This window comes from Bradyrhizobium sp. WBAH42 (assembly GCF_024585265.1).
Taxonomy (GTDB): domain Bacteria; phylum Pseudomonadota; class Alphaproteobacteria; order Rhizobiales; family Xanthobacteraceae; genus Bradyrhizobium.
The window spans coordinates 2,521,761-2,536,200 of the sequence record NZ_CP036533.1; the positions used below are offsets into that span (position 1 = coordinate 2,521,761).

15 protein-coding genes are annotated in these 14,440 nt (G+C 66.3%); 11 read left to right on the forward strand and 4 right to left on the reverse strand.

The features are described from left to right. Nucleotides 1–173: 173 nt before the first annotated feature. A complete protein-coding gene (locus DCG74_RS11755; RefSeq protein WP_172784837.1) occupies nt 174–1,598 on the reverse strand; it encodes a methyl-accepting chemotaxis protein in 1,425 nt (474 codons plus the stop codon). Between the two features lie 120 nt (nt 1,599–1,718). Continuing rightward, on the reverse strand, nt 1,719–3,467 hold the full coding sequence (locus tag DCG74_RS11760) for a methyl-accepting chemotaxis protein (RefSeq protein WP_172784836.1): 1,749 nt from the start codon (nt 3,465–3,467) through the stop codon (nt 1,719–1,721). Nucleotides 3,468–3,687: 220 nt separating this feature from the next. On the opposite strand from DCG74_RS11760, the gene DCG74_RS11765 reads away from it, so the two are divergent. From DCG74_RS11765 to DCG74_RS11795, 7 genes are all read left to right on the forward strand, one after another. Next, nucleotides 3,688–4,434: a YebC/PmpR family DNA-binding transcriptional regulator gene (locus tag DCG74_RS11765; RefSeq protein WP_172784835.1), complete on the forward strand. Its 747-nt coding sequence runs from the start codon at nt 3,688–3,690 to the stop codon at nt 4,432–4,434. 236 nt (nt 4,435–4,670) lie between these two features. After that, nucleotides 4,671–5,198 (forward strand): crossover junction endodeoxyribonuclease RuvC, encoded by a 528-nt coding sequence (gene ruvC / locus DCG74_RS11770; RefSeq protein WP_172784834.1) that lies wholly within the window; start codon nt 4,671–4,673, stop codon nt 5,196–5,198. Then, nucleotides 5,195–5,812, forward strand: coding sequence for a Holliday junction branch migration protein RuvA (gene ruvA / locus DCG74_RS11775; RefSeq protein ID WP_172784833.1), 618 nt, complete (start codon nt 5,195–5,197; stop codon nt 5,810–5,812). The genes ruvC and ruvA overlap by 4 nt, the downstream gene beginning before the upstream one ends. Nucleotides 5,813–5,832: 20 nt before the next feature. Beyond that, the gene (gene ruvB, locus DCG74_RS11780) at nt 5,833–6,867 is read left to right on the forward strand and encodes a Holliday junction branch migration DNA helicase RuvB (RefSeq protein ID WP_172785224.1); all 1,035 of its coding nucleotides are present in this window, start codon (nt 5,833–5,835) and stop codon (nt 6,865–6,867) included. A gap of 129 nt (nt 6,868–6,996) precedes the next feature. After that, on the forward strand, nt 6,997–7,917 hold the full coding sequence (locus tag DCG74_RS11785; RefSeq protein WP_172784832.1) for a metallophosphoesterase: 921 nt from the start codon (nt 6,997–6,999) through the stop codon (nt 7,915–7,917). Between the two features lie 68 nt (nt 7,918–7,985). Next, nucleotides 7,986–8,435 (forward strand): tol-pal system-associated acyl-CoA thioesterase, encoded by a 450-nt coding sequence (ybgC, locus tag DCG74_RS11790; protein ID WP_172784831.1) that lies wholly within the window; start codon nt 7,986–7,988, stop codon nt 8,433–8,435. A gap of 78 nt (nt 8,436–8,513) precedes the next feature. Continuing rightward, nucleotides 8,514–8,981 carry a nuclear transport factor 2 family protein gene (locus DCG74_RS11795; RefSeq protein ID WP_172784830.1) on the forward strand — a complete coding sequence of 156 codons (468 nt, stop codon included), beginning with the start codon at nt 8,514–8,516 and terminating at the stop codon, nt 8,979–8,981. A 194-nt stretch (nt 8,982–9,175) separates the two neighbouring features. Here the strand turns inward: DCG74_RS11795 and DCG74_RS11800 are convergent, their stop codons facing one another. Together DCG74_RS11800 and DCG74_RS11805 are read right to left on the reverse strand one after the other, a co-directional pair. Next, nucleotides 9,176–9,889 (reverse strand): type 1 glutamine amidotransferase, encoded by a 714-nt coding sequence (locus DCG74_RS11800; protein ID WP_172784829.1) that lies wholly within the window; start codon nt 9,887–9,889, stop codon nt 9,176–9,178. 28 nt (nt 9,890–9,917) lie between these two features. Continuing rightward, on the reverse strand, nt 9,918–10,844 hold the full coding sequence (locus DCG74_RS11805; protein WP_172784828.1) for a LysR family transcriptional regulator: 927 nt from the start codon (nt 10,842–10,844) through the stop codon (nt 9,918–9,920). 152 nt (nt 10,845–10,996) lie between these two features. Between DCG74_RS11805 and DCG74_RS11810 the strand changes: the two genes are divergently transcribed. The 4 genes from DCG74_RS11810 to DCG74_RS11825 are packed head-to-tail and all read left to right on the forward strand — an operon-like array spanning nt 10,997 to nt 14,437. Then, nucleotides 10,997–11,953: an N-carbamoyl-D-amino-acid hydrolase gene (locus DCG74_RS11810; protein ID WP_172784827.1), complete on the forward strand. Its 957-nt coding sequence runs from the start codon at nt 10,997–10,999 to the stop codon at nt 11,951–11,953. 41 nt (nt 11,954–11,994) lie between these two features. Further along, nucleotides 11,995–12,822, forward strand: coding sequence for an ABC transporter substrate-binding protein (locus tag DCG74_RS11815; protein ID WP_172784826.1), 828 nt, complete (start codon nt 11,995–11,997; stop codon nt 12,820–12,822). Next, entirely contained in the window at nt 12,819–13,676 is an 858-nt protein-coding gene (locus DCG74_RS11820) for an amino acid ABC transporter permease (RefSeq protein ID WP_172784825.1), read from the forward strand. The genes DCG74_RS11815 and DCG74_RS11820 overlap by 4 nt, the downstream gene beginning before the upstream one ends. Beyond that, the gene (locus DCG74_RS11825) at nt 13,673–14,437 is read left to right on the forward strand and encodes an amino acid ABC transporter ATP-binding protein (RefSeq protein ID WP_172784824.1); all 765 of its coding nucleotides are present in this window, start codon (nt 13,673–13,675) and stop codon (nt 14,435–14,437) included. The genes DCG74_RS11820 and DCG74_RS11825 overlap by 4 nt, the downstream gene beginning before the upstream one ends. Nucleotides 14,438–14,440 lie beyond the last annotated feature (3 nt).

Genomic DNA, 14,440 nt, shown 5'->3' on the forward strand with positions numbered 1-14,440 from the left:
CGGGAGAAGGCAGGCGCGGAAATTTCGGAATATTAGCATTCTACCCCTGTTTTGCCCGACGAGTCAACGCGCGCCAGGGCCCGCCAGCGTAAGCCGTTGATTCCGCACACCCCGCCTACTGTGCATGGGGTTGTTTTCGAGCTTTTTGTTTTGAGGACGCTGGAGCGCCCTCGTCAGCCCTGCCGAAAGCCCATCCGGAAGGCGCCCCAGTGCTTGCCGCGGATCATGATCGGCGAGGACAGGTCCTTCATCAGCACGAACTGCCCGCCGCCCATGTCGCGGCGATAGGTTTGCAGCAGGAAGGGTTTTGTGTTGGCCGCGACCTTCTTCACCGCGCGGTCGGTGAACAGGCGGCGGTTGCGGCAATTGGCGTTGTTCCAGACCGGGTCCTTGCCCTGCGGCAGGCGGTAGTTCGGATTGTGGGTCGGCAGGTACCCGCCTTTTGCCCAGGCGACGCAGAACACGATGCGCGGGTCGGATGTCTGGATCGGGTCCTGGATCGCGGGCAGCATGCGATCGGTGAAGTCGACATAGGCGGTGTTGTACTGCTTCGGATCGGTGCCGGGGATCTCGCGGTAATTCTCGTCCATGAGCTGGTCGAGCGTGATCTCGCCGCGGTCGATCGCAGCCTCGAACTCGGCGGAGATCCGCTTCGCGGTGTCGATGACGACGCGGATCAGCGGCGCATCCGATGTCTCGACGCCGCTGTCGGCGATCAGCGCGATCAGGCCTTCGGAGGTATCGAGCAGCTTCGCCACGCGCTCGTCGGCGCTTCGAAGGTCGCGCGAGGAGAGGTCGACGCCCTTGGCGAGTTCGTTGAGCTCGCTGATCACGGTGTCGCAATGGCCGAGGTTGGAGGTTGCCGCGCGCGCGACGCCGTCGATCTCGGCTTCGACGGAGGCGAAGCCCTGCTGCACGCGCGAAATGATGCCGGAGATCGCTTGCGCGCCTTCGCCGGCGGTCTTGGCGCGCTGCGAGGCGTCGCTGCTCTCGCCGATCAGGCCTTCGATCTGGCCGTCGAGATCGCGCACGGTGTCGGAGATCTCATGCGTGGCCTGGCGCGTGGCCTCCGCGAGGCTCTTGACCTCGCTTGCGACCACCGCGAAGCCGCGGCCGGCAGTGCCGGCGCGCGCCGCCTCGATGGTGGCGTTGAGCGCAAGCAGATTGGTCTGCTTCGCGATCGCCTCGATCGAGCCGGAGACCTTCGCAACTTGCGCCAGCGCCGCGCCGACGGCGCTGAGGCGGGCCTCGATCCGCTCCACCGCGGCGACGAGCTCGGAGATGTGGCTGACCGCGGTGTCGACGGCGCCGCGCGACTGCGCGATCTCGCCGACTGCAGCCGACGTCGTGCTTTGCACCGCCTGCGAGGCGTTGGCGATGTCGTGGTTGGCCGAGACCATCGTCTCGGCCGTCTTCTGCAGATGGTGAAACCGTTCCGACTGGCTCGCGACGCGGTTGGCGACTTCCTGGACGTTGCCGGCGATATCGGCGAGCTCGACGCCGAGACCGCCGATGCGGTCGGCGAGCTGGTCGATCAGGCGTTCGGCGAGCGTCCGGTTGGACGCAGTGTCCAACACGGCAAGTTGGGCAAAGGACATGTACGGGCTCTCTCCAGTCGGAGCCGTTGATCGGCTCCTTGGCGGCATTCCGATTCCTAGCTCCGACCTTAGAGGATGATTCGCGCCCGGCGTCTTGCCCAGGAGTGCAGGCGCGGGGTGTTATAGCTTGTAGGCCGTGCGGAAGCCGCCCCAGTGCCGGCCCTGCACGCGGATCGGCACGTCGATCTCGCGCATCATCACCGTGTTGCCGTTGCCCATGTCGCGCGCATAGCTCTGGACCAGGTACGATCGCAGGTTGCGTGCGGCAGCTAACCCCGCCGGATCGTTGAAGATGCGCCGGTTGCGGCTGTTGGCCGTGTTCCAGGCGACGTCGCCCGGCCGCTGCGGATGCGAATAGATCTTGTTGTGCACCGGCAAAAAGCCGTTGCGGTCGACCATGGCGCAGAACGCCATCCGCGACTCCCTCGCCAGAAAGGCTTCCTGGAACGGCGGCAGGGCGCGGTCGGCCCAGTCGAGATATTTGGTGCGGTATTGCTGCGGGTTGGTGCCGGCAATCTCCACGTAGTCGGTGTCGAAGAGGTCCTCGATTCCGACCTCGCCGCGCGCAACCGCCTGCTCGAATATCTTCGTCAGCGCATTGCCTGCTTCCATGGCACGGGTGACGAGCTCGGTGTTCTCCTCATGGATCGACCAGAGCTTGTCCTCGATCTTCTCGTTGAGCGCGGCGGTGGCGCCGACGAATTGCGCGCGGGCGCCGGCCTTGGATTGCTCGACCACGCGCAGGCGGCAGGCGCCGATGTCCTCTAGGCTGCCTTCGACCGTGGCTTGCGTCGCGAGCCGGCTTGCGTCCGCGCCGCCGATCAGCACGCCCTCCATTGCAATTTCATAGACCGGCATCACGCCGCGCGCCGTCTCGAATCTGAGATGGCAGGGCAGCCGCTCGGTCTTGCGGCGGTCGTCGTGCTCGCTCTGGCGCAGCAGCACGGCGCAGCGCGATTTCAGCTTCTGGGCGAAGGTGGTGACGGCCTTGCCGGCGCTGGCGACGCTCTCGCCATGGGTCTCGGCAGCCTTGGTCGCCGCGTCGATCTCGGCCGCGCTCTCGCCGACCGAGATGATGAACTCGGAGGCGCTGGCGGCATTGCCGGAGACTTCGCTGGTGGTGGCGTTCTGCTCGGCGACCGCGCCGTTGACGGTGTCGAACACCGGGCGGATCGCCTCGATCGCCTGCGAGATGCGGTGCACCGCATCCGCCGAGCCGGCGGCGTCGCGCTGCAGCGCGTCGATCTTCTTTGTGATCTCCTCCGTCGCGCTCTGGGTCTGCACCGCGAGCGCCTTGACCTCGGTGGCGACGACGGCAAAGCCTTTTCCCGCGGCGCCCGCGCGCGCGGCCTCGATGGTCGAGTTGAGCGCGAGCAGCGTGGTTTGCCGCGCGATCTGCGCGATCAGGTTGACGACGTTGCCGATGGCGGCGGAGGATTCGCGCAGGCGGTCGACATTGGCGCGGGCTTCCTGCGCGGCGGCGCTGGCCTCGTCGGCGAGCTTGCCGGCCTCGCGGACCTGCGCGCCGATGCCTTGCGCGGATTGGGTGAACTTGTCGGCGGCATGGGCGAAGGTAGAGGCGGTCGATTGCGCCGCGTTGGTCCGGCCGGTCAGGGCGTCGGTGCGGTCGCGAATGGCGGCGAGCGTCGCGGCGGTTGCATCGGCTCCGCCGGCGACGGAATTGGCGGCGCGCTCGAGCTGGCGGATCATGGCGCCGAGCTCGAGTTCCAGCAATTCCAGGATTTCCCGGGCCGAATCACTTTCGGCGGTCGGGGCGGGTGCGGCAGGGGCCGCCGGCTGCGCAGCCTCCGGGGCTGCCGCAGGCGCGGCCGTGTCCGGCAGACGCTTCCGAAATAGTCCGAACGCCATCAGCTCTCTCTTGTCGGGGAACGGTCGGGCGCTATTTTCGCAAGTCGGAATGAAATCAGGGTTAACGGTGCCCGACGTCTAGGCAGGCGCCATTACGGCGGCTACCTTTACAGGGGCTACCTTAGGAGCAGCCGAGCCCTTTGATTCCGGTGGGTGGGCGGCCTATAAGGCCGCGCTTCCCGCACTCACCTTGACGCACGCTTCCCTCACGAGACCAAGCATGGCCGGACATTCCCAATTCAAGAACATCATGCACCGCAAGGGGCGGCAGGATGCCCAGAAGTCGAAGCTGTTCGGCAAGCTGGCGCGGGAAATCACCGTCGCCGCCAAGCTGGGCACGCCCGACCCTGCCATGAACCCGCGCCTGCGCGCCGCCGTGATCGCGGCGCGCCAGGAGAACATGCCGAAGGACAATATCGAGCGCGCCATCAAGAAGGCGCTCGGCAGCGATGGCGAGAACTATGACGAGATCCGCTACGAGGGCTATGGCCCGGGCGGCGTCGCCGTCATCGTCGAGGCGCTGACCGACAACCGCAACCGCGCCGCCTCCGACATCCGCTCCTTCTTCACCAAGTCCGGCGGCAATCTCGGCGAAACCGGCTCGGTCTCGTTCATGTTCGACCGCACCGGCGTCATCGAATACGACCGCAGCGTCGCATCCGACGATGCGGTGCTGGACGCTGCGATCGAGGCCGGCGCAGACGACGTCGTTTCCGGCGAGGGCGGCCACGAGATCTACGCCTCGACCGAAGGCTATCGCGATGTTGCCAAGGCGCTGGAAGCCAAGTTCGGCGAGCCGCGCAAGGCCGCGCTGATCTGGAAGCCGCAGAACACGGTTGCGGTCGACGACGAGACCGGCGAGAAGCTCTTGAAGCTGATGGACCTGCTCCACGAGCACGACGACGTCCAGAACGTCTACGCCAATTTCGAGGTGTCGGACGCACTTGTTGCGAAGATGGGCGGCTGACGCCGCTGTCGTGTCCCGGACGCGCAGCAGCGTCCCGGCTCTGCGCAGCATCGTCCGGTACGCTGCTGCGCAGAGCCGGGACCCATGGTTCTCTCAGCATCCGTCGCGAAATGGGCCCCGGTTCAGCGGCGCACCGCTTCGCGCTGCGTCGCGCCCGGGGCACGAGACCGCCTTTCCCCTGTTACTTCCGTTCTGTTTCTGTTTCGCATCCCGCGGCCAGCCGCTATCACTGGCCCATGACTGCGCTCCCGATTCGCGGCCCCGTTCGCATCATCGGCATCGACCCCGGCCTGCGCCGCACCGGCTGGGGCGTGATCGAGGCCGAGGGCAATCGCCTGATTTACGTCGCCTGCGGCTCGGTGGAACCGCCGGACGATCTGCCGCTGGCGAGCCGGCTGCTCGCGATCCATGAGGGGCTTGCTTCCGTCCTCTCCAGCCACCAGCCGATGGAAGCCGCGGTCGAGCAGACTTTTGTCAACAAGGACGGCGTTGCTACGCTGAAGCTCGGCCAGGCCCGCGGCGTCGCCATGCTTGCGCCCGCAATGTTCGGCATTTCTGTCGCCGAATACGCGCCGAACCAGATCAAGAAGACCGTGGTCGGCGCCGGCCACGCCGACAAGCAACAGATCGCGATGATGCTGAAGATCCTGCTGCCGAAGGCCGAGCCGCCGTCCGCGGACGCCGCCGACGCGCTCGCCATCGCCATCACCCACGCCCATCACCGCCAGAGCACCGCGCTGCGGCTGAAGGTGGTGGGGATATGATCGGCAAGCTGAAGGGGCTGATCGATTCTTACGGCGAGGACTTCGTCATCCTCGACGTCGGCGGCGTCGGCTATCAGGTGCATTGCTCGTCGCGCACTTTGCAGCATCTGCCTTCGCCGGGCGAAGCGGCGGTGCTGTCGATCGAGACCTATGTCCGCGAGGACCAGATAAAGCTGTTCGGCTTCCGTACCGATCAGGAGCGCGAATGGTTTCGCCTGCTGCAGACCGTGCAGGGTGTCGGTGCCAAGGTCGCGCTCGCCGTGCTCGGCACGCTGTCGCCGGCCGATCTCGCCAACGTCATCGCGCTGCGCGACAAGGCCGCGGTGGCGCGCACGCCCGGCGTCGGCCCCAAGGTCGCCGAGCGCATCGTCACCGAATTGAAGGACAAGGCGCCGGCCTTCGCCAATGTCGATCCCGCCGTCGTGCATCTCGCCGGTGCCGTCGACGACCAGCGCGCGCCGCGCCCCGTCGCGGATGCGATCTCCGCCCTGATCAATCTCGGCTATGGCCAGCCGCAAGCCGCCGCGGCGATTGCCTCGGCCTCGCGCAGTGCGGGTGAGGGCGCCGAGACGGCGCAGCTGATCCGGCTCGGGCTGAAGGAGCTCGCGAAGTGAGCGACCCCAAAGCCAACCGCATGGTCTCGCCCGAGCGCCGCAGCGACGATGTCGGCGACACCGCGCTGCGGCCGCAATCGCTGTCCGATTTCGTCGGCCAGCAGCAGGCGCGCAAGAATCTCTCGATCTTCATCGAGGCCGCGCGCAAGCGCGGCGAGGCGCTGGATCACGTGCTGTTCGTCGGTCCCCCCGGCCTCGGCAAGACCACGCTGGCGCAGATCGTGGCGAAAGAGCTCGGCGTCGGCTTTCGCGCCACATCGGGACCGGTGATCGCCAAGGCCGGCGACCTCGCCGCGCTCCTCACCAATCTCGAAGAGCGCGACGTGCTCTTCATCGACGAGATCCATCGCCTCAGCCCGGCGGTGGAAGAGGTGCTCTATCCCGCGATGGAGGACTTTCAGCTCGACCTCATCATCGGCGAGGGCCCGGCAGCGCGATCGGTGAAGATCGAGCTGTCGAAATTCACCCTGGTCGGCGCCACCACGCGCGCCGGCCTTCTCACCAATCCCTTGCGCGACCGCTTCGGCATTCCGGTGCGGCTGAATTTCTATACGATCGAGGAATTGGAGAGCATCGTCAGCCGCGGCGCACGCGTGCTCAACGTCGGCATGAGCGTGGACGGCGCCAACGAGATCGCGCGCCGCGCCCGCGGCACACCGCGCATCGCTGGCCGCCTGCTCCGCCGTGTGCGCGACTTCGCCTCCGCGGCCGATGCCGACAAGATCGACCGCAAGATCGCCGACCACGCGCTGAGCGCGCTCGAGGTCGATGCCGCCGGCTTGGACGCCATGGATCGCCGCTATCTCACGACCATCGCGCTCAACTATGGCGGCGGCCCGGTCGGCGTCGAAACCATGGCCGCGGCCTTGTCGGAGCCGCGCGATGCCATCGAGGACATCATCGAGCCTTATCTGATCCAGTGCGGCTATCTGCAGCGCACCCCGCGCGGCCGCCTGCTGACCTCGCACGCCTTCCGTCATCTCGGCATCGCCGAACCCTCGCGCGATGCGGCGGCGCAGTTCGGTCTGTTCGGCACGGATGACAGCGACGAGTGATCTGCTGAACCGCGCGCCGTTCCGGCTTTGATGAATTTCCGTTAATCTCGTGCAAACGATCTGCACGAACGCACCCCAATTCCGCTCCAATCGGATATCATCAAGACGTCGCATCATCATCGGGCTTCCATGATCACGCGCCGTCATCTCATTCGTTCCATCGGCGGCCTGTCCGCCCTCGGCGTCTCGACTGCAGCCTATGGCGTCGGCGTCGAGCCGGTGCTGCGGCTGCGCGTCACGCGCTATCATCCCACGCCGCGGCAGTGGCCGGCGGATTTTCCGCTGAAGATTGCGGCCATCGCCGACATCCATGCCTGCGATCCCTGGATGTCGCTGGAGCGTATCGAGGGCATCGTCGACCGGACCAATGCGCTCAACGCCGATCTCATCGTGCTGCTCGGCGACTATGTCGCCGGCCTTCACCACGTCACGCGCTTCATTCCGTCGAGCGAATGGGCGAGGGTGCTGGCGCGCCTGAAGGCGCCTCTCGGCGTCCATGCCGTCATGGGCAATCACGACTATTGGGACGACAGGACCGTGCAGCAGGCAGGGCACGGGCCGACCATCGCGCATCGTGCGCTGGAGGCGGCCGGCATCCCCGTCTACGAGAACGACGTCGTGCGCTTGACCAAGAATGGCCGTCCGTTCTGGCTCGCGGGGCTCGGCGACCAATTGGCCTATTATCCAGCCAGGCGCTTTGGCCGCGTACACAGGCTCGGCGCCGACGATCTCGGCGCCACGCTGGCGAAGATCACCGACGATGCGCCGGTCATCCTGCTCGCGCACGAGCCCAACATCGCGCCGCTGGTACCCGCGCGCGTCGCGCTGCAACTGTCCGGCCATACCCATGGCGGCCAGGTCCGCCTGCTCGGCTGGTCGCCTGCGGTTTCGCCCAAGAACGGCCTGCGGCTCGCCTATGGCCACTTCCGCCTGAAATGCGACCTCATCGTCTCGGGCGGCCTTGGTTGCAGCATCATGCCGCTCCGGTTCGGCGTGCCGCCCGAGATCGTCGAGGTGACGCTGGGACGGTCAGGGCTGGTTGTGTCCTAACACGCTTGCGCCTCCGGCCGTTTTTGCGCAAAACGAGCCGGTTACCGACAAGCGAAGAGGCTCGCGACGTGACAGCTCATCTCGACGGCGAGATCCGCGACGGCCGCCACCACATGCAGGTCCGCGTCTACTACGAAGACACGGATTTTTCCGGCATCGTCTATCACGCCAATTACCTGCGCTACATGGAGCGCGGACGCACCAATCATCTCAGGCTGATGGGCGCCGAGCAGCAGGCGCTGTTCGAGCAGACCGAGACGGAAGGCACGGGCTTTGCCTTCGTGGTGCGCTCGATGCATCTGGACTTCTTGAAGCCCGCGCGAATGGACGACGTGCTCGATGTCGTGACCTGGCCGGTTGCTGTGAAGGGGGCGTCCATCATGCTGGCGCAGGAGGTGCGACGCGGCGACGATGTGCTGGTGAAAGCCGAGGTCCGCGTTGCCTTCATCAGCGGCGGCCGCGCCCAGCCGATTCCGAAGTCGATCCGCCAGCTGATGAAGGCCGATCTGGTTTCGTGATCGCTCGATCGGCGATGGCCTATCGACTCTGCCGATTGCGACGATACATTCGCGGTCCGATCAACCGATGAGGCCATCATGTCGCGCCCGCCGTTTCCACCCTTCACCCGCGAGACCGCCGCGCAAAAGGCCCGCATGGCCGAGGACGCCTGGAATTCACGCGATCCGGTGCGGGTCTCGCTCGCCTATACTGAGGACAGCCGCTGGCGTAACCGTTCGGAAGTGTTTCAGGGCCGCGAGGCCATCGTCGCCTTCCTCACCCGCAAATGGGAGAAGGAGCAGGACTACCGCCTGATCAAGGACCTCTGGGCCTTCGACGAGAACCGCATCGCGGTGCGCTTCCAGTACGAATGGCACGATGCAAGCGGGCAGTGGTACCGCTCCTACGGCAACGAGCAGTGGGAGTTCGACGAGCACGGCCTGATGAAGCGCCGCGAGGCGTCGATCAACGACATCGCGATTGCAGAGAAAGACCGCCGCTTTCACTGGGCGGCGCCGGGCCCGCGGCCGGCCGATGTGCCGGGGTTGGGACGCGACCCGTTCTGAATTTTCACCAGCGGCGCTGCTTCACCCTCTCCCCTTGCGGGAGAGGGTGGCTCGCCGCGCAGCGGCGAGACGGGTGAGGGGTATCTCTCTGCTCGTGAACATCTTGTTGGTGGAGGGAGACCCCTCATCCGGCGCTTCGCGCCACCTTCTCCCGCAAGGGGAGAAGGGAAGGTCGGCGTGGTGATGGTTGCGAACTAAGGCGCCGCGCGCCTCGCCAGAAACCGCGTAATCGCTCCGCCGAGCTTGGCGCTGTCCATCGGCTCCGCCAGCGACGCCCGCGCCGTGGCAACGACTTCCTCCGGCGCCTTGCCGTCGCGCAGGTCGCAGCACACTTGCGCAAACCCCACGTCGAATTCCGGGTGCGGCTGCACGGTCAGCGTTGCGCCGTTGGCATAGAGCAGGCCGGCATGCGGGGTGAAGTCGGACGAGAGGATCGTCAGCGCGTCGTTCGGCGGCTCGATCACCTGGTCCTGATGCGAGGCGGCGATGGCGACCGCTTCGCCGTCGACCACTCCGTTCTCCGGCAGCACCTGATAGACGTGCCGGCCGATGCCCCAGCCCTTCTCCGACTTGCGCACGGTGCCGCCGAGCGCCTGCGCGATCAGCTGGTGGCCGAAGCAGACACCGACCATCGGAGTCTTGTTGGCGTAGGCCGTCCGCACGAAATCTTCCAGCGGCGCGATCCAGTCGAGCCCGTCATAGACGCCGGCAGCCGCGCCGGTGATCAGGACGGCCTCGAGGTTGCCCGGATCGGGAAGCGCATGGCCGTTGGGGATGCTGACGACCTCGACTGTCGCGGCCGGATCTTCGGCGCGGATCATGCGCGCGAACATGTCCGGAAATGAACCGTGGCGCTCGCGGTATTTTTGTGGGACCTCTCCGGTCTCGATGATGGTGATGCGTGCCATGGGCCTCCCAGGCAAAAGGTTGCGAAGCTCAGCCGCCTTCTGCCCCATGTTGCTGGTGCGGCGCTGTGCGCTCGAGCAGAGCGCTCTCCTTGCGGATCTCGTTGAGAAAGGCCTTGGCCAGACGCGACAGCGGCTCGGCTTCCGACCATAGCATGTAGGCGACCGCCTGCGTCGTCGGCGTGAACGGACGGACGACGAGGCCGCTGCCGCCGTTCTGCCGCGGCGAGAAGGGATCGACCACCGCGGCGCCGACGCCGGCGGCGGCGAGCACGCAAGCCGTGTTGCAGTAGCGCACCTCGACCGTCGGCCGGAACGGCGCGCCGGCCCGTGCAAAGCTGTCGCGCACGGCTTCGCCGAGCCGCGTGCCGCGTTCGAGCCCGATGAAGGGAAGGCCGGAGAGATCAGCGGCCGTGATCACCGGTCGTTCCGCGAGGGGATGCTGCGGCGGCAGCACGCACACCATCTCGCCGGTGTGCACCACCTCATGCGCGATGCCGGGATGGTGCGTCAGTCCGAGCGCGAAGCCGAGCTCGGCGACACGGCTCAGTACGCCCTCGATGATCCCCTCATAGCGCCGCACGTCGAAGAACACCCGCGTCTCCGGTCGGCGGCGCAGGAAGCCCGACAGCGCGGACGGAATGATGCTGTAGGCGAGCGGCGGCGTCGCCACGATGGCGAGATGACCGGAGCGGTTCTCGCGCAGATCGCGCACGCGGTTCTCGAGCTTGGCGTGCAGCGCAAAGATCGCCTCGCTCTCCTTGTAGAGCGCCATCGCTTCGGCGGTTGGAAACAGCCGGTTGTTGACGCGCTCGAACAGCGCAAAGCCGGCCTGCGTCTCCATCGTCTTCAGCGCATTGCTGACCGCGGGCTGCGACAGCGCAAGCTCGTCCGCCGCCGCCACCGTGGTGCGGTGCCGGATGACGGCGCGCAGGATCTCGAGCTGACGCAGGTTCATATCACTACCGATTATAGTCTGAGCCAAAACATCATAGCAAAGCGAATTGATTTTGCAGCAGCGCTTCCCCGTAATGGCAGCAGATATGCACGTCGCATCAAAGGGTTCGCTCGCCCATTGAGGCGGCACTTGCGCACAGATTGGAGGCAATCTTGGTTCGTGTCCTTCGCGCCGCCGCCGCTCAGATGGGGCCGACGCAAAAAGCAGACCGCCGCGAGCATACGTTGTCGCGGATGCTCGACATGCTGGAGGAGGCGGCCGGTCGGGGTGCGAGCCTTGTGGTGTTTCCGGAGCTCGCCTTCACCACCTTCTTCCCGCGCTGGCTGCTCGAGGGCGAGGCGCTCGACCGGTATTTCGAGCGCGGCATGCCGAACCCCGCGGTGGCAAAGCTGTTCGACCGCGCCCGTGCGCTGCGCGTCGGCTTCTATGTCGGCTACGCCGAGCTGACGCCGGAGGGCCGGCGCTACAATTGCTCCATCCTGGTCGATCGCGACGGCGAGGTTCTCGGCCGCTATCGCAAGGTGCACCTGCCGGGCTCGGTCGAGCCACGTCCGGGCGCGCGCTACCAGCAACTCGAGAAGCGCTACTTCGACTATGGCGACCTCGGCTTTCCCGCCTTCCGCGCCGGCTCGTCCTGGGCCCACGCCATCATGGGCATGATGATCTGCAACGACCGCCGCTGGCCGGAATCCTGGCGCGTGCTCGGTCTGCAAGGCGTCGAGCTCGTCTGCATCGGCTACAATTCGGCGGCCTACGATCCCAACGGCGGCACGACGGAAGACGGCGCCTTGCGCACCTTCCACTCGACGCTGGTGACGCAGGCCAACGCCTACATGAACGCGACCTGGGCGATCTCGGTGGCGAAGGCGGGCGAGGAGGACGGCTCCGGGCTGATCGGCGGCTCCTGCATCGTCGATCCCAATGGCCGCATCGTGGCGCAGGCGCAGACGCTGGCCGACGAGGTGATCGTCGCCGACATCGATCTCGACCTCTGCCGCCAGGGCAAGGACAAGATGTTCAACTTCGCCGCCCACCGGCGGCCCGAGCAATACAGGGTGATCACCGAGCGTGCCGGCGTCATCGAGCCGGCCGTTCTCGACGCGGATTGATTTTCAGCCGGCCGGTCGCGGCGCCAGCCAAAGGAGCTGACATGACACGCCTCTCGTATTTCCTCAGCCTGGCAGCCCTGGCTGCCGCGACATCGGCGCAGGCAGCCGAGCTTCCGGCGGAGATCAAGCAGGCGGGCACGTTGAAGCTCACTGTCAACTCGACTTACGCGCCGATGGAGTATCGCGATCCCGCGACCAATGAGCTGGTCGGGCTCGACATCGATCTCGCCAATGAACTCGCCAAGCGGCTCGGCGGGCTGAAGATCGTCTGGAGCGAGACGCCGTTCGCCGAGCTGATCCCCTCGCTCCAGACCAAGCGCGCCGATTTCATCATTTCCGGCATCTCGGATCGGGCCTCGCGGCGCGAGACCGCCGATTTCGTCGATTACCTCGCAACCGGTCCGCAGTTCTTCGTGATGGCCGACAACGCCGCCAAGGACGCGACCGATCTTTGCGGCAAGAAAGTCGGTACCACCCGCAGCACCAGCTTTCCGGTCGAGATCGAGAAGTGGAGCAAGCAGAATTGCGAGGCGGCCGGCAAGCCGGCGATCCAGTACGTGCCGGGCGAGAACTCGATCGACGTCCGCAACCAGCTCAAGCAGGGCCGCATCGACGCCGCCGTGCAGGGCAGCGAGACGCTGCCCTATGCGCAATCCCAGGAGCCCGGCAAATACCGCATCGTCGGCGAGGCCTTCGCTAGGGGATATCAGGGCATCATGTTCCGCAAGGACGACGCGGTCCTGCGCGAGGTGGTGACCGAGAAGCTCGCCGCCATGATCGGCGACGGCTCCTACAAGGCCATTCTCGACAAATGGGGCCTGGGGGCCAATGCGGTCGAAAAGCCCATGCTGAATGCGGCGCCGCAATGAGGCCGGCGCCAGCACTCGCGCAAGGCTTTCCCGATCTGTCGGGCATGCGGATCGCGCGCGAGCCGCACTGGTTTCGCTGGATCAGCGCGGCCCTGATCGTCCTCGTGCTGGCGGCGATCGCGCGCGCCTTTGCGAACGGCCAGATCGAATGGTCCTATGTCAGCCGCTTCCTGACCGCAAAGGTCATCCTCGAAGGCATCGTCAACACCATGGTGATGGCGGTGCTGGCCATGATGCTCGGCATCTTTCTTGGCATCGTCGTCGCGATCATGCGGCTGTCGCCCAATCCGGTGCTGAAGTCGGTCGCCGCCGGCTACACCTGGCTGTTCCGCGGCACGCCGCTGATCCTGCAGCTGCTGCTGTGGTTCAACCTCGCGCTGGTGTTTCCGACCATCGGCATTCCCGGCCTGTGGTCCGCGCGCGCGGTCGACGTCATGACGCCGTTCCTTGCCGCGCTGCTTGGGCTCGGCATCAACCAGGGCGCCTACACCTCCGAAGTCATGCGCGCCGGCATGCTGTCGGTCGATATCGGGCAGTATGAGGCGGCGCAGGCGATCGGCATGGGACGGCTGCGCGCGCTGCGGCGGATCGTGCTGCCGCAGGCGATGCGCGTGGTGATCCCGCCGCTCGGGAACGAGTTCATCAGCATGGTGAAGGCGACCTCGCTCGCCAGCGTGATCCAGTATCCGGAGCTGCTGCACAATGCCGAGAACATCTACTACGCCAATTCGCGCGTGATCGAGCTCCTGATCGTCGCCGGGCTCTGGTATCTGCTCGTGGTCTCGATCCTGACGCCGCTGCAGATGCTGCTCGAACGCCGCTTTGCACGCGGCACATTGCGGCTGGCGCGATGACAAAACCCCTCGTCGCCATCCGCTCCGTCAGCAAAAACTTTGGAGAGTTTCAGGCTCTCAACAACGTCTCGCTCGACGTCTGGCCCGGCGAGGTGATGTGCCTGATCGGCGCCTCCGGCTCGGGCAAGACCACGCTGCTCCGCTGCATCAACCAGCTTACCACCATCGATGCCGGCGGCATCTGGCTCGACGGCGAGCTTCTGGGCGTGCGCGAGCACGGCGGACGGCTCCATCGCCTCAGCGAGCGCGAGATCGGACGGCAGCGGCTGAAGACTGGCATGGTGTTCCAGCGTTTCAACCTGTTTCCGCACAAGACCGCGCTGGAGAACATCACCGAAGGCCCCACCCAGGTTCAGGGGCGCAAGCTGGACGAGGTGCGCGCCGAGGCGACCGAGCTGCTTCGTCGCGTCGGGCTGGCGGCGAAGGCGGATTCCTATCCGGCGCAGCTCTCTGGCGGCCAGCAGCAGCGCGTCGCGATCGCGCGGGCGCTCGCCATGAAGCCGATGCTGATGCTGTTCGACGAGCCCACCAGCGCGCTCGATCCCGAGCTGGTCGGCGAGGTACTCGCGGTCATGAAGGAGCTGGCGCGAAGCGGCATGACCATGATGGTGGTGACGCACGAGCTCGGCTTCGCCCGCGAGGTCGCCGACCGCGTCGTCTACATGGATCAGGGCGCGATCGTCGAGCAGGGTCGCGCCTCCGACGTGTTGGGCGCGCCGCGCGAGGAGCGCACCAAGGCATTTCTTTCGGCAGTGATCTGAAAC

Bases quoted from the DNA above. Each gene is read 5' to 3' on its own strand.
- ruvC (WP_172784834.1), top strand. From the start codon at position 4,671: ATGACTGCGCTCCCGATTCGCGGCCCCGTTCGCATCATCGGCATCGAC.
- ruvB (WP_172785224.1), top strand. From the start codon at position 5,833: ATGGTCTCGCCCGAGCGCCGCAGCGACGATGTCGGCGACACCGCGCTG.
- DCG74_RS11815 (WP_172784826.1), top strand. From the start codon at position 11,995: ATGACACGCCTCTCGTATTTCCTCAGCCTGGCAGCCCTGGCTGCCGCG.
- DCG74_RS11765 (WP_172784835.1), top strand. From the start codon at position 3,688: ATGGCCGGACATTCCCAATTCAAGAACATCATGCACCGCAAGGGGCGG.
- DCG74_RS11785 (WP_172784832.1), top strand. From the start codon at position 6,997: ATGATCACGCGCCGTCATCTCATTCGTTCCATCGGCGGCCTGTCCGCC.
- DCG74_RS11800 (WP_172784829.1), bottom strand. From the start codon at position 9,889: ATGGCACGCATCACCATCATCGAGACCGGAGAGGTCCCACAAAAATAC.
- DCG74_RS11795 (WP_172784830.1), top strand. From the start codon at position 8,514: ATGTCGCGCCCGCCGTTTCCACCCTTCACCCGCGAGACCGCCGCGCAA.
- DCG74_RS11805 (WP_172784828.1), bottom strand. From the start codon at position 10,844: ATGAACCTGCGTCAGCTCGAGATCCTGCGCGCCGTCATCCGGCACCGC.
- ruvA (WP_172784833.1), top strand. From the start codon at position 5,195: ATGATCGGCAAGCTGAAGGGGCTGATCGATTCTTACGGCGAGGACTTC.
- DCG74_RS11825 (WP_172784824.1), top strand. From the start codon at position 13,673: ATGACAAAACCCCTCGTCGCCATCCGCTCCGTCAGCAAAAACTTTGGA.
- DCG74_RS11820 (WP_172784825.1), top strand. From the start codon at position 12,819: ATGAGGCCGGCGCCAGCACTCGCGCAAGGCTTTCCCGATCTGTCGGGC.
- DCG74_RS11760 (WP_172784836.1), bottom strand. From the start codon at position 3,467: ATGGCGTTCGGACTATTTCGGAAGCGTCTGCCGGACACGGCCGCGCCT.
- DCG74_RS11755 (WP_172784837.1), bottom strand. From the start codon at position 1,598: ATGTCCTTTGCCCAACTTGCCGTGTTGGACACTGCGTCCAACCGGACG.